At 73.1% G+C, this 12,206-nt stretch carries 13 protein-coding genes; 6 read left to right on the top strand and 7 right to left on the bottom strand.

What is annotated here, in order from left to right; all coding sequences use genetic code 11:
- Positions 1-114: 114 nt before the first annotated feature.
- Entirely contained in the window at positions 115-1,344 is a 1,230-nt protein-coding gene (locus tag ACGFRG_RS04730) for a geranylgeranyl reductase family protein (protein WP_393261325.1), read from the top strand.
- 76 nt (positions 1,345-1,420) lie between these two features.
- Here ACGFRG_RS04730 and ACGFRG_RS04725 read toward each other — a convergent pair whose 3' ends face one another.
- Positions 1,421-1,888: a nitroreductase family deazaflavin-dependent oxidoreductase gene (locus ACGFRG_RS04725; protein ID WP_393261322.1), complete on the bottom strand. Its 468-nt coding sequence runs from the start codon at positions 1,886-1,888 to the stop codon at positions 1,421-1,423.
- Positions 1,889-2,075: 187 nt separating this feature from the next.
- Between ACGFRG_RS04725 and ACGFRG_RS04720 the strand changes: the two genes are divergently transcribed.
- Genes ACGFRG_RS04720 through ACGFRG_RS04710 form a run of 3 tightly spaced genes read left to right on the top strand, consistent with a single transcriptional unit; the run spans position 2,076 to position 4,785 of the window.
- Positions 2,076-2,777, top strand: a complete 702-nt coding sequence (locus ACGFRG_RS04720; RefSeq protein ID WP_393261320.1) for a TetR/AcrR family transcriptional regulator — start codon at positions 2,076-2,078, stop codon at positions 2,775-2,777.
- 59 nt (positions 2,778-2,836) lie between these two features.
- A complete protein-coding gene (locus ACGFRG_RS04715; protein WP_393261317.1) occupies positions 2,837-4,123 on the top strand; it encodes a sensor histidine kinase in 1,287 nt (428 codons plus the stop codon).
- The gene (locus ACGFRG_RS04710) at positions 4,120-4,785 is read left to right on the top strand and encodes a response regulator (protein ID WP_393261315.1); all 666 of its coding nucleotides are present in this window, start codon (positions 4,120-4,122) and stop codon (positions 4,783-4,785) included. Before ACGFRG_RS04715 ends, ACGFRG_RS04710 begins: the two co-directional genes overlap by 4 nt.
- A gap of 27 nt (positions 4,786-4,812) precedes the next feature.
- Here the strand turns inward: ACGFRG_RS04710 and ACGFRG_RS04705 are convergent, their stop codons facing one another.
- Positions 4,813-5,088 carry a DUF6332 family protein gene (locus ACGFRG_RS04705; protein WP_393261312.1) on the bottom strand — a complete coding sequence of 92 codons (276 nt, stop codon included), beginning with the start codon at positions 5,086-5,088 and terminating at the stop codon, positions 4,813-4,815.
- Between the two features lie 73 nt (positions 5,089-5,161).
- Positions 5,162-6,643, bottom strand: a complete 1,482-nt coding sequence (locus tag ACGFRG_RS04700; RefSeq protein ID WP_361423566.1) for an MFS transporter — start codon at positions 6,641-6,643, stop codon at positions 5,162-5,164.
- An 87-nt stretch (positions 6,644-6,730) separates the two neighbouring features.
- Between ACGFRG_RS04700 and ACGFRG_RS04695 the strand changes: the two genes are divergently transcribed.
- Positions 6,731-7,129 carry a MarR family winged helix-turn-helix transcriptional regulator gene (locus ACGFRG_RS04695; protein WP_393261309.1) on the top strand — a complete coding sequence of 133 codons (399 nt, stop codon included), beginning with the start codon at positions 6,731-6,733 and terminating at the stop codon, positions 7,127-7,129.
- A 110-nt stretch (positions 7,130-7,239) separates the two neighbouring features.
- Here ACGFRG_RS04695 and ACGFRG_RS04690 read toward each other — a convergent pair whose 3' ends face one another.
- Positions 7,240-7,983, bottom strand: coding sequence for a maleylpyruvate isomerase family mycothiol-dependent enzyme (locus ACGFRG_RS04690; RefSeq protein WP_393261306.1), 744 nt, complete (start codon positions 7,981-7,983; stop codon positions 7,240-7,242).
- Between the two features lie 124 nt (positions 7,984-8,107).
- Positions 8,108-9,319, bottom strand: coding sequence for an MFS transporter (locus ACGFRG_RS04685; protein WP_393261303.1), 1,212 nt, complete (start codon positions 9,317-9,319; stop codon positions 8,108-8,110).
- A 183-nt stretch (positions 9,320-9,502) separates the two neighbouring features.
- Here ACGFRG_RS04685 and ACGFRG_RS04680 point away from each other — a divergent pair, with 183 nt between their 5' ends.
- The gene (locus ACGFRG_RS04680; RefSeq protein ID WP_393261300.1) at positions 9,503-10,717 is read left to right on the top strand and encodes an ROK family protein; all 1,215 of its coding nucleotides are present in this window, start codon (positions 9,503-9,505) and stop codon (positions 10,715-10,717) included.
- 11 nt (positions 10,718-10,728) lie between these two features.
- Here the strand turns inward: ACGFRG_RS04680 and ACGFRG_RS04675 are convergent, their stop codons facing one another.
- The gene (locus ACGFRG_RS04675) at positions 10,729-11,628 is read right to left on the bottom strand and encodes a phosphotriesterase (protein WP_393261297.1); all 900 of its coding nucleotides are present in this window, start codon (positions 11,626-11,628) and stop codon (positions 10,729-10,731) included.
- On the bottom strand, positions 11,625-12,191 hold the full coding sequence (locus ACGFRG_RS04670) for a DUF4865 family protein (protein WP_361423584.1): 567 nt from the start codon (positions 12,189-12,191) through the stop codon (positions 11,625-11,627). Before ACGFRG_RS04670 ends, ACGFRG_RS04675 begins: the two co-directional genes overlap by 4 nt.
- Positions 12,192-12,206 lie beyond the last annotated feature (15 nt).

Genomic DNA, 12,206 nt, shown 5'->3' with positions numbered 1-12,206 from the left:
GTGTATGTACTACGAAGGTATGGCCGATCCTCCCACACGGTGGACCCGGCCCACCGCGCCGTAGGATGCGGTCATCAGCATGGCCACGGGTCGGATCGGGAGCAGAAGCACATCGTGAGCAGCGAGAACGCAGATGCCGGGACGGAGCACGGCGAGCCGGACGCGGCGCCCGTGTGGGATGTCGTCGTGGTCGGCGCCGGGCCCGCGGGCGCTTTGGCGGCCTACGCGGCGGCCGTCGCGGGCCGTCGGGTGCTCCTCCTGGAGAAGGCCGAGCTGCCCCGCTACAAGACCTGCGGCGGCGGCATCATCGGACCGTCGAGGGACGCGCTGCCGCCCGGGTTCGAACTGCCGCTGAAGGAGCGGGTGCACGCGGTCACGTTCTCGCTGAACGGCCGCCTCACGCGCACGCGCCGCTCCAAGCAGATGCTCTTCGGGCTCATCAACCGGGCGGAGTTCGACGCCGGACTCGTCGAGGCGGCCCAGAAGGCGGGCGCCGAGCTGCGCACCCAGGTGACGGTCCAGCGGGTCGAGCAGCACGGCTCGGCCGTCCCCGACCGGCGCACGGTCGCGGTGGTGCTGGCCGGCGGAGAGACCGTCCTCGCGCGCGCGGTCATCGGCGCGGACGGCAGCGCCAGCCGGATAGGAGCCCATGTCGGCGTCAAGCTCGACCAGGTGGACCTGGGCCTGGAGGCCGAGATCCCGGTGCCCGCGACGGTCGCCGAGGACTGGGCGGGCCGGGTGCTCATCGACTGGGGCCCGATTCCCGGCAGTTACGGCTGGGTCTTCCCCAAGGGTGACACGCTCACGGTCGGCGTGATCTCCGCGCGCGGCGAGGGCGCCGGGACCAAGCGGTACCTGGAGGACTTCATCGCCCGGCTCGGCCTGGCCGGATTCGAGCCCGCCGTCTCGTCCGGGCATCTGACCCGGTGCCGCAGCGACGACTCGCCGCTCTCGCGCGGCCGGGTGCTGGTGTGCGGGGACGCGGCGGGGCTGCTTGAGCCGTGGACCCGCGAGGGCATCTCGTTCGCGCTGCGCTCGGGGCGGCTCGCGGGCGAGTGGGCGGTGCGGATCGCGGAGTCGCAGGACGCGGTGGACGCCCGGCGCCAGGCGCTGAACTACGCCTTCGCCATCAAGGCGGGCCTCGGCGTCGAGATGGGCGTGGGCCGCCGGATGCTGACGCTGTTCGAGAAGCGCCCGGCGATGCTGCACGCCGCGATCACCGGCTTCCGCCCGGCGTGGAAGGCGTTCGCCGACATCACCCGGGGCTCGACGACGCTGGCCGGTCTGGTGCGCTCGCACCCGATGGCCCGGCGCGTCCTGGACGCGGTGGACAAGCGCTCGTAGGCGGTACACGTACGGGCGGTGCGGCGCTCGTCGGCCCGGTGCTCGTGCGCCTGGTGCTCGTGTGCCCGGCGCCCGTTCACCCGGCGACCGTGATGCGGAAGACCGGGTGGTCGGGCGCGGCGGCCAGCAGCTCGTCGTCGCCGGACTTGGCGGTGACGCCGTTGAAGTACTGGTTGACCTCCCAGCCCCAGCGCTCCAGGTAGCCGCGCAGCAGGGCGACCTTCTCGCTGTCCGGGACCTCGACGGCGGTGAACGTGCGCAGCTTGCGGCCCACCCGCAGCTCGCCGCCGCCCGCCGCCCGCATGTTGCGCACCCACTGCGAGTGGCCGCGCGCCGACACCAGGTACTGCGCGCCCTCGTGGGTGTACGGGTTGACCGGCACGCGCTGCATCTTGCCGCTCTTGCGGCCGCGTACGGAGAGCTCGGCGGTGCCGGCCAGGCTGAGGCCGTGGCGGGCGAGCCAGCCGATGGCGCTGTTCATCCGGACGGTGAAGCGGCTGCCCTTGAGGTAGTACGGCTGGGCGGGCATCGGCTGCGACGACATGGGAACTCCCTGCGGTGTGGAGAGCGGCGCTCTCGCTATTTCGAGAGCGGTGCTCTCGCTTGAGAGCAGTGTGCACGCGATCGGTGATCCAAAGCAAGAGCAGTGCTCTCGAAATTGTGCGGGAGTCTCTGGCCGGATCACTGCTCTCGTTCATGGGCACTGCTCTCGACAGTGGCAGAATGCCCCCATGAGCACCGTCAAGGGCGCCCGAGCCCGCGCACGTACCGAGATCACCGCCGCGATCAAGGACGAGGCGAGAAAACAGCTCGCCGCCGAGGGCGCCGCGAAGCTCTCGCTGCGCGCCGTCGCCCGCGAGCTCGGCATAGTGTCCTCCGCCCTCTACCGCTACTTCCCCAGCCGTGACGACCTGCTGACCGCGCTGATCGTCGACGCCTACGACGCGGTGGGCGAAGCCGCCGAACGCGCCCTCGCCCAGGCGGATCCCGTGCACGCACCGGCGCAGCGCTGGGTCGCCGTCTGCCGGGCCGTACGGGTCTGGGCGCTCGCCCACCCCCATGAGTACGCGCTGATCTACGGCTCACCCGTCCCCGGCTACACCGCCCCCCAGACGACCATCGCCCCGGCGGGCCGGGTCGGGTTCGTGCTGATCTCGATCGTGAGCGACGCGCACCGGGGCCGGGGCGTCGCCGTGCCCCGGCTCGCGCCCGAGCTGCGCGCGGAGGCGGGGCGGATGGCCGCGGAGTTCGCCCCCGAGCTGCCCCCGGCGGTCGCCGTCGCGCTGGTGGCCGCCTGGTCGCAGCTGTTCGGGCTGATCTCGTTCGAGCTGTTCGGCCAGTTCCACCGCGTCGTCGAGGAGCGGGACGCGTTCTTCGCGCACGCGGCCGCCTCTCTCGCGGCCACGGTCGGCCTGGTACTCCCCGGGGAGTAGCCGTGATCACGACGCCGGGCTGACGCCCCCGCCCGGCGCCCGGGGCTAGCGTGGCCGGTATGGAACAGCAGCAGCCACCGCGCCCCGCCCGCTGCGGTGACCCGGCCCGGCCCCGGGAGGCACCGCCGCTGCCGCCCTGGGCGCGGTTCGGGGGCGCACGGGCCTGGGGAGCGGGCGGCGCGGTGGGGGCGGACGGGCGCTCCCGGCTGCCGTGGCCGTCGACCGCCCTGCTGACCGTGTTCGTCCTCGCCGGATCCGGCTATGCCGCGCACAATCAGCCCGACCGCGCCCCGATCGACCTCTTCGCGCGGCTGATCGTCGTCGCGGCCTGCGCGGTGCTCCTGCTGCGCCGCCGCCACCCCGTGCTCGCGGTCTTCGGCACGGCGGGCGCCACCATGGTCTATCTGGGCGCCGGTTACCCGTACGGCCCGATCCTGGTCGCGGTGGCCGTCGGCTGCTTCGCGGCGATCGTCGCGGGGCACCGCCGGGCCGCGTGGGCGGCGGTCGGCATGCTCTGGCTCGGCCATCTCCTCGTCGCCCACTGGCTCTACCGCTGGCTGCCTCCGCAGGGCGACCGGGCCGCGCCCTGGACACAGGAACTCGTCGTGACCGCCTGGGTGTTGGCGGTCGCGGCTGTGGCCGAGCTGATGCGCGTACGACGTGAGCAGTGGGCCAGGGCCGGGGCCGAGCGGGCGGCCGCCAACCGTCGGCGCGCCGACGAGGAGAGGCTGCGGATCGCCCGTGAGCTGCACGACGTGCTCGCGCACAGCATCTCGGTGATCAACGTCCAGGCGGGCGTGGGCCTCGCGCTGCTCGACTCCGACCCGGAACAGGCGCGCACCGCGCTGACCACCATCAAGTCGGCCAGCAAGGAGGCGCTGGGCGAGGTCCGCCAGGTCCTGGACACCCTGCGTACCCCGGGGGACGCGCCCCGCTCGCCCGCGCCCGGCCTGGACCGGCTGCCCGAACTCGTCGAACAGGCCGCGGCGGCCGGGCTCACCGTCGGGACGGAGACCACCGGCGTACCCGAGAGCCTGCCGCCGGGGGCCGATCTGGCCGCCTTCCGCATCGTCCAGGAGGCGTTGACCAATGTGGTGCGCCACTCCGCTTCCCGTACCGCCCGGGTCGGCGTCGGATACCTGCCGGGCGTGCTCGAACTGCGCGTCGACGACGACGGGCCGGCTGCGCCGGGCGACGCGGGCGGCAGCGGGAACGGGCTGATCGGCATGCGGGAGCGGGCCGCCGCCCTCGGTGGCACCATCGAGGCGGGCCCGCGCCCGGACGGCGGCTTCCGGGTGGTCGCCCGGCTCCCGCTCACCCGTACCGCACCCAGGGGGACACCGTGATCCGCGTACTGCTCGCCGACGACCAGTCGCTGGTCCGGGCCGGGTTCCGGGCGCTGCTTGACGCCCAGCCGGACATCGAGGTGGCGGGCGAGGCCGCCGACGGCGAGGAGGCGGTGGACGGGGTGCGCGAACTGCGGCCCGATGTCGTGCTGATGGACATCCGGATGCCCCGGCTCGACGGGCTCGCCGCCACCCGCCTGATCACCGGTGACGAGGAGCTCGCGGCGGTTAAGGTGGTCATGCTGACCACGTTCGAGCTCGACGAGTACGTCTTCGAGGCGATCCGGGCCGGTGCCTCCGGGTTCCTGGTGAAGGACACCGAGCCGGAGGAACTGCTGCGTGCGGTAAGGGCCGTGGTGGACGGGGACGCGCTGCTCTCGCCCGGGGTGACCCGGCGGCTCATCGCCGAGTTCGCGGCCCGCTCCAAGGAACCGGCCACGGCACAGAGCCTGAGCGAGCTGACCGAGCGGGAGCGCGAGGTGATGGCGCTGGTCGGGATGGGCCTGTCCAACGAGGAGATCGCCCGGCGCCTGGTCGTCAGTCCGCTCACCGCCAAGACCCATGTGAGCCGCGCCATGGTCAAGCTCGGCGCCCGCGACCGGGCCCAACTGGTCGTCCTGGCCTATGAGTCGGGCCTGGTCCGGCCGGGCTGGCTCGGCTGACTCCGCCGGCTCCGTGTCCGGCGGTTCTCACCCGCGCAGATTCCGGCGGCCCGCCGTCCGGCGGTTCTCACCCGCGTACGAGAAGCGCCACAGGACGTGCACGGTCCGGCTGACGAAGACCAGGACGGCGGCGGCCGTGCCCGCGAGCAGCAGCAATCCCCGTGCGGGATGGCGAAGTTCGAAGGCGAAGGCGGGTCCGGCGACGGCCCCGAACGCCAGGAACGCCCCCAACAGGGCGGTCACCACGGCGTAGCCGATCTCGACGGTGACGGCGTCGCGTTCGTCCTGGATCCGGTTCCCCATGGGAGAAGTGTCCGCACAGATGCGGCCGACGGGCAAGAAGCACCCGTCGGCCGCATCTCCCCCCGTGGGCGCGTCAGTCGCGTGCGGCGACCTTCGCGGGTTCCTGGGCCGCGACCGCGTCCGAGGCGGCCACGACCAGCGTCCGGCGGTCGGGCCGGGTGCGCAGACCGGTCAGGGTGATGAGGAGTCCGGCGAACGCGATGCCGGTGACGACCCACAGACCCGGCCGGAAACTGTCCAGCATGGCCTGGCGCGAGTCGCCCTTGTGGCCCGCGGTGATCACGGCGGTCACCACGGCCAGGAAGATCGCGCCGCCCACCTGGATCGAGGTGTTGAGCAGCCCCGAGACCATGCCCTGCTCGCTGTCGTCCACGCCGGTGGTGGCCTGGATGTTGAGCGAGGGGAAGACGAGCGCGCAGGCCGCGCCGAGCAGCAGCATCGAGGGCAGGATGACGGCCGCGTACTGCGGGGTCAGGCTGATGCGCAGGAACAGCGCGTACGCCACGACCAGCGACGCGAAGCCGATGGCGAGGATCCTCGGCGTTCCGAAGCGGTCCACGATCGGGCCGATCCCCGCCGAGGAGAGCGCGACGAGCACACCGGCGGGCAGGAAGGCGAGCGCGGTCTGCAGCGCCGTCCACTCAAGGACCGACTGCATGTACTGGGTGACCATGAACTGGAATCCGACGTATGAGCCGAAGAAGGCGGCCGCGCCCAGCTGGGTGCGCACCTGGGTGCCGGAGCGCAGGACGCCGAGCCGGATGAGCGGGCTCGCGGTGCGCTGCTCGATACGGACGAACACGGTCAGCAGCACGGCGACGGCGAGGAACGACAGGAGCGTACGGGCGGAGCCCCAGCCGACCTCTGACGCCTGCACCACGGTGTACACGAGGAGCAGCATCGCGCCGGTACCGGTGACGGCGCCCGGAACGTCGTAGTGGCGCTTGCCCTCGGGGCGGGCGCTGCGCGGGATCAGCTTGAGGCCCGCGAGCAGGGCGAGCACGGCGACCGGGGCCGGGAGCAGCATGGTCCAGCGCCAGCTGAGCTCGGTGAGCAGGCCGGACAGGACCAGGCCCATGGAGAAGCCGGTGGCGGCGCAGGTGGTGTAGATGGAGAGCGCGCGGTTGCGCTGCGGACCCTCCTTGAACGTGGTGGTGATGATCGAGAGTCCGGCGGGCGCGGTGAACGCGGCGCTGAGGCCCTTGATGAACCGGCTGGCGATCAGGAGCGGCCCGGAGTCGACGAGTCCGCCGAGCAGCGAGGCAAGCGCGAAGACGCCGAGCGCGATGAGGAAGACCTGGCGGCGGCCCATCAGGTCGGCGGCGCGTCCGCCGAGCAGCAGCAGTCCGCCGTAGCCGAGGATGTAGCCGCTCACGATCCACTGGAGCGTCGAGGTGGTGAGGTGCAGATCGGTGGCGATCGAGGGCAGTGCGACGCCGACCATGGAGACGTCGAGGGCGTCCAGGAACATCGCGGCGCAGAGCACCAGGAGGGTTCCCCACAGTCGGGGACTCCAACGCTCTTGGGTGGACGGGGCGTTGAGCGGAGTGGTCATGCGAAGGACAGTACATGCACATGCATGAGATGCAAACGCATTTAATTCCGATGCAACAAAGACCGACTTCTCTGCTAACGTGCGGACATGGCGGTCAAGAAGTCCGAGCGCATGCTCGTGGACGAGTGGCGCGGCATCCTCGCGGTGCACGCGCGCACGACGTGCGAGCTCGATCGCGAGCTGCATCGGTACGGGATCGGTGCGAGCGATTTCGAAGTGCTCGACGTCCTCGTGGAACGGCGCGCGCAGGACGACTGTGCGGTCCGCGTCCAGGAGCTCGCGGCGCACGTCCATCTCAGTCAGAGCGCGCTCTCCCGTCTGATCGGCAGGCTGGAGAAGGTGGGCCTGGTGACGCGCGGGATGTGCAGCGAGGACCGGCGGGGCGTCCGGGTCATGATCACGGACGACGGCCGGGCGCGCCATGCCGAGGTGCGGCCGGTGCAGCGCGCGGTGCTCGCCCGGATGCTGGCGGACCGGGCGGCGTAGGGGTCGTTCGGTGGACCGGGTCGCGTAGGCGCCGTTCGCGGCGGACCGGCCCTCCCGGCATGCGCTGGTGGACCGGCCCTCCTTGCGGTCCGGACGACCGCTCGCAGCTACTACCGCATGGTGATCGCCGAGTTGTCGCGCCACAGCTCGGCGAGCGACGCGTCGCCCGCAAGGGCAACGGACGAGAGCGGCTTACGGTTCCACAGCGCCAGATACAGGTCGTACGCCGTGCCGCTCAGCTCGCAGTCGGCGGCGCCGTCGTCGTCCCGGACCGTGCGCGGCACGCCGTCCGACAGATGCACGGTCCACACCGCGTCCGCGTCCGTGGGCCGTACGCGAAGCGCCTTCGGGTTGGGCGTGCGCACCCGGCTCTTCTCCCTGGCGTGGAACGCGCACAGCAGCTCGTCGATGCCGTCGGCGGCGAACTCCGGGGCCGGAAGGGTGAGTTCGCCGCCCCGCGCCGATTCCGCGTCCACCCGGTGGACGGCCGTCTCGTGCGCCTGCCGACGCGCCCAGAAAGCCAGCGGCGAGGGCGCCGGCATGAAGTGCCAGCACTCCAGATCCTCGGGCGCCTTGGCGAGCGCGTCGACGAGCGCGCCGTGGCCCTCGCGGAACCAGTCGAAGAGCTCGGCGCCGTCGAGGTCGGTCTCCTCGGGGGCGGGGTGGAACGCGGTGTGGCCCTCGGTGATGAAGGTGGTGGCCCAGCGGTGCACGGTTCCCGTGTGCCGCACCAGGTCCCGTACCTGCCAGTCGGGGCAGGTGGGGACGGCGGCGTCCGGGCCGGCCGAGCTCGCGGCGTCGGCCAGCAACCGGCCCTCGCGGCCGAGGATGTCGATGAGTTCTGCGGTGTCCATGTCGGAATTCTGCCAGCGGGGCGGGTGCGGCGGTCGGTCGGGCGGCGTGCTCCCGGTCACGCGCCGTCGCCCGGCATACGGAACTTGACGCTCCGTCATGTGTCCGCCGTATACGGCTCGCCCGTCACACCCCGGCCGTCGCGTGCCGCGAGCCGTATCCGATGAGCGCGGCCGCCGCCGACAGCACGGCGACCGTCGTCAGCGCGATCGGCAGCGACGACCACTGGGTCAGGAAGCCGATGGCGGGCGGGCCGAGGAGCATGCCGCCGTAGCCGAGCGTCGACGCGGCGGCGACCCCGCCGGGTCCGGCCAGCGCGCCCGCGCGGGCCACCGCGACCGGGAAGATGTTGGCGAGGCCGAGGCCCATCACCGCGAAACCGGCGAGCGCGAGCCACACGGTCGGGGCGAGCGCGCCGAGCAGCATTCCGGCGGCAGCCGTCGTGCCGCCCGCGACCAGCGTGCGGGTCTGGCCGAGCCGTTCGAGCAGGGTGGTGCCACTGAGCCGGCCCGCCGTCATGGCCAGGGCGAACAGGGAGTAGCCGATCGCGGCGACTCCGGGCGCGGCGTCGAGGTCCTGCTCCAGATGGAGCGCGCCCCAGTCGGCCATGGCCCCTTCCCCGTACGCCGTGCACAGCGCGATCACGCCGAACAGGAGCACCAGGCGCCGGGCGCGGCCGTCGGGGCGCCACCCCTGGGCGTGCGCGGTGGCGGCGTGCGCCGGTGCCGGGTGGCGCAGCAGTACCGGCCCCGCGAGGGCGGTCACCAGCAGGCCGAACCCGGTGAGCGCGAGCAGGTGCGCGGCGGGGGAGAGGCTGCCCGCGACCAGTGCGCCGACGCCCGCGCCGAGCATGCCGCCGAGGCTGTACGCGGCGTGGAAGCCCGGCATCACCGGGCGCCGCAGCGCGGCCACCAGGTCGACGGCCGCGCTGTTCATGGCCACGTTGATACCGCCGTACGCGGCACCGAAGAGCAGCAGCACCGAGCCGAGCGCGAGCGCCGAGTGGGTCTGCGCGGGCAGCGCGATGGCCAGCGCCATCAGCGCGGCGCACGCGACGGTGACCGGGTGGCTGCCGAAGCGGCGGCAGAGCCGTCCGGTGAGCACCATCGTCACCACGGCTCCCGCCGAGACGCCGAGCAGCGCGAGGCCGAGGTCACCGGCCGAGGCGCCGGTCTGCTGCTTGATGGCCGGAATCCGGACCACCCAGCCGGCGAAGAGGAATCCGTCGAGGGCGAAGAACACGGTCACAGCGGTGCGGAGGCGGGTCAGAGAGGGTGCGGCGGTCTCCGCGCCAGGTCCCCCCGAGGCGGCCGTCCGGACTTTGTTTAGTAGCGGCACAAACTCAGGATAGGGGGCGGTGGCCTTCGGGGACAACCCGATAGCTCACGCCTGGATCCGGCCACCGGGCCGTTCCCGATCGCGCCCCGATCCGCGCGCCAGGCCCTGTGCGCCCGCCGATGTGTGACCGGGGCAACGGCCGGAGGGGCGGCCTCCGTGCTGGATCATGGGAGACTCGCCCCCATGAACGGCAAGGCGACGCACACCAAGACGAGGCTGGACAGGGGCCGTGGGGCACTCGGCCCCGCGCTCGAACTGGTCCACACCGGCCGCGCACCCACCCGCGCCGTCCTCACCGCCGAGCTGGGCGTCACCCGGGCCACGGCCGGAGCGGTCGCCGCCGAACTCGAAGCGCTCGGCCTCATCCAGGTCGACTCACGGCCCGGCGCGGCCGCCGGATCCCAGGGCCGTCCCTCGCACCGCCTCGCGGTCAACGCCTTGGGCCCGGTCGCCCTCGCCGCCCAGGTGCACGCCGACGGATTCCGCGCCGCACTGGTGGGCCTGGGCGGCCGTACGGTCGCCACCGCGCCCGGCTGCGTCACCGTCTCCGCCGACCCGGCGCAGGTGCTCGGCGAAGTCGTGGCGGCGGGCGCCGAACTCCTGCGGGGCAGCGGGCTGCGCTGTGTCGGCGCCGGTCTCGCGGTACCGTCGGCGGTCGCCGAGCCCGACGGCACCGCGCTCAACCCGCTGCACCTGGCCTGGCCGGCCGGCGCTCCGGTGCGGGAGATCTTCGCCGAGCAGGTACGGGCGGCGGGCATCGAAGGCCCCGCCTTCACCGGCAACGACGTCAACCTCGCGGCCCTCGCCGAACACCGCCATGGCGCCGGGCGGGGCGCAGCCCATCTGCTCTGCGTCGCCACCGGACACCGGGGCGTCGGCGGCGCGCTCGTCCTCGACGGCCGTCTGCACACCGGGAGTTCGGGCCTCGCCCTGGAGGTCGGCCACCTCACCGTCAACCCCGAGGGCCGCCCCTGCTACTGCGGCGGCCGCGGCTGCCTGGACGTCGAGACCGACCCGCTCGCCTTCCTGTCGACGGCGGGCCGCGACCCGGGCCCCGAGGTCTCGCTCCTCGCGCAGTCGCGTGAACTGCTGCGCACGGAGTACGACGACGTGTCGGTGCGCCGCGCCGCCGAGGAGCTGATCGACCGCCTCGGCCTGGGCCTCGCGGGCCTCGTCAACATCCTCAACCCCGACCGCATCATCCTCGGCGGCCTGCACAAGGCCCTCCTGGAGGCCGACCCCGACCGCCTGCGGGCGGTGGTCGCCGACCGCAGCCTGTGGGGCCGCAGCGGCGGCGTCCCGATCCTGGCGTGCTCCCTCGACCACAACAGCCTGGTGGGCGCCGCGGAACTGGCCTGGCAGCCGGTCCTGGACGACCCGCTGGCGGCACTGGGCTGAGGCCGCCCGTCCTACCGCCGCAACCCGAACGCCCGCGGCGGGTTCCCGATCAGGATCCGCTCCACCAGCTCCTTGCCCAGGGTGAGTTCGAGCCTGGGGCGGACGCGGCGCAGCAGGTGGGGCATGCCCGGGGTGTCCGGGGTCACCGTGTCGCCGCCCAGGAGCAGGCGGTCGGCGTGGCCCGCGTCGGCCAGGGCCCCGATCGCGTCCGGCATGCGCCAGTCCGTGGCGTGGTTGGCGCGTGAGGGGCCGTCGAAGGCGAGGTAGGCGCCCGCCTCGGCGGCCTGGCGGTGGGCCGTGAAGTCGGGGGAGCGGTTGAGGTGGCCGAGGATCACCCGGTCGGGCGCGACCTCCAACTCCCCGCAGAGCAGGTCGAGTACGTCCAGCGCGCCGGTCCCGAGCTCCAGGTGCACGGCGATGGCCGCGCCCGTGCGCCGATGGGCCTTGGCGGCCGCGCGCATCGTGAGCCGGGCGTGTTCGTCCAGACCGTGGAACCCGCCCGCGACCTTGATCAGACCGGCCCGGACCCCCGAACCGTGGATGCCCTCGGTGATCTCGCGTACGAACAGTCCCGCCAGGGAGCCGCGCAGCGCGGCGAGTGACTCGGGGGAATAGTGGGCCGCCTGGTGCATTCCGGTGGCGGCGACCACCTGTACGCCCAACCGCTCGGACAGCGTCGGCAGTTGGTCCGCCTTGCGTCCCATCCCGTGCGGCGTCCACTGGATCACCGTGCCGCCGCCGAGGTCACGGAACGCGGCCAGCCTGGCACCCGCCTCGCGGACGTCGTCCAGCTCCTTGCCCGGCAACTGCGGGCTGCGGATGAAGAGATGGTCGTGCGAGTCCACGACACCCAGCTCGGTGGCGGGTACGTCCCCGCGCACGGTACGGACCACAGGGGTCGACCCGGTCACCACTGCCTCCCCGCCGTCAGCTCGGCGCGCTCCGGTGCCGACAGGTGCAGCACCTGGAACCGGTCGCCCGGCACCTGCGGTGCCTCGCCCTCCCAGAGCGTGAAGTGCACCAGCTCCCAGCGGCTCGGGTCGATCACGACGGCGCTCGCCACCGCGCCCGGGACGGGCGTCCGCTCCAGCCGCTCGGCCACGAAGTCCGCCGGACGTATGCCCTCGGGCACCGGAACGCGCAGGCGTGTCGCGGACGCCGGGACCGCGCCGGGCGCGCCCTCCTCGTACGACAGGACCGTCCAGTGCCGGACCTCGGGCCGTCCGAAGCTGTCCACGACTCCCTGGAAGCCCGGGCTCCACAGGAACGAGTTCATGCCCTCGGGGGTGTTCCAGAGGTAGAAGGGCGCGTACGAGTTCACGGGTGAGTCCGTGCCGCGTTCGCGCATCAGATACGCCTTGAGGCCGAGCCCGGGGAAGTCGTCGAGCAGATGGCCCCGGGTGGCGACCCGGGTGCGGATGGTGTCCATGTCGTAGTCGGCGGGCAGGACGATCTCGTACTGCATGGCGTGCATGACGTACTCCTTGAG

Origin of the sequence: Streptomyces sp. NPDC048696 (assembly GCF_043198895.1) — a bacterium.
Lineage (GTDB): Bacteria > Actinomycetota > Actinomycetes > Streptomycetales > Streptomycetaceae > Streptomyces.
This window is presented reverse-complemented; position numbering and strand designations above follow the sequence as displayed.

Excerpts from the sequence above, each read along its gene's own strand:
- ACGFRG_RS04725 (WP_393261322.1), bottom strand. The coding sequence starts at position 1,888 with ATGTCGTCGCAGCCGATGCCCGCCCAGCCGTACTACCTCAAGGGCAGC.
- ACGFRG_RS04720 (WP_393261320.1), top strand. The coding sequence starts at position 2,076 with ATGAGCACCGTCAAGGGCGCCCGAGCCCGCGCACGTACCGAGATCACC.
- ACGFRG_RS04715 (WP_393261317.1), top strand. The coding sequence starts at position 2,837 with ATGGAACAGCAGCAGCCACCGCGCCCCGCCCGCTGCGGTGACCCGGCC.
- ACGFRG_RS04705 (WP_393261312.1), bottom strand. The coding sequence starts at position 5,088 with ATGGGGAACCGGATCCAGGACGAACGCGACGCCGTCACCGTCGAGATC.
- ACGFRG_RS04700 (WP_361423566.1), bottom strand. The coding sequence starts at position 6,643 with ATGACCACTCCGCTCAACGCCCCGTCCACCCAAGAGCGTTGGAGTCCC.
- ACGFRG_RS04695 (WP_393261309.1), top strand. The coding sequence starts at position 6,731 with ATGGCGGTCAAGAAGTCCGAGCGCATGCTCGTGGACGAGTGGCGCGGC.
- ACGFRG_RS04690 (WP_393261306.1), bottom strand. The coding sequence starts at position 7,983 with ATGGACACCGCAGAACTCATCGACATCCTCGGCCGCGAGGGCCGGTTG.
- ACGFRG_RS04680 (WP_393261300.1), top strand. The coding sequence starts at position 9,503 with ATGAACGGCAAGGCGACGCACACCAAGACGAGGCTGGACAGGGGCCGT.
- ACGFRG_RS04670 (WP_361423584.1), bottom strand. The coding sequence starts at position 12,191 with ATGCACGCCATGCAGTACGAGATCGTCCTGCCCGCCGACTACGACATG.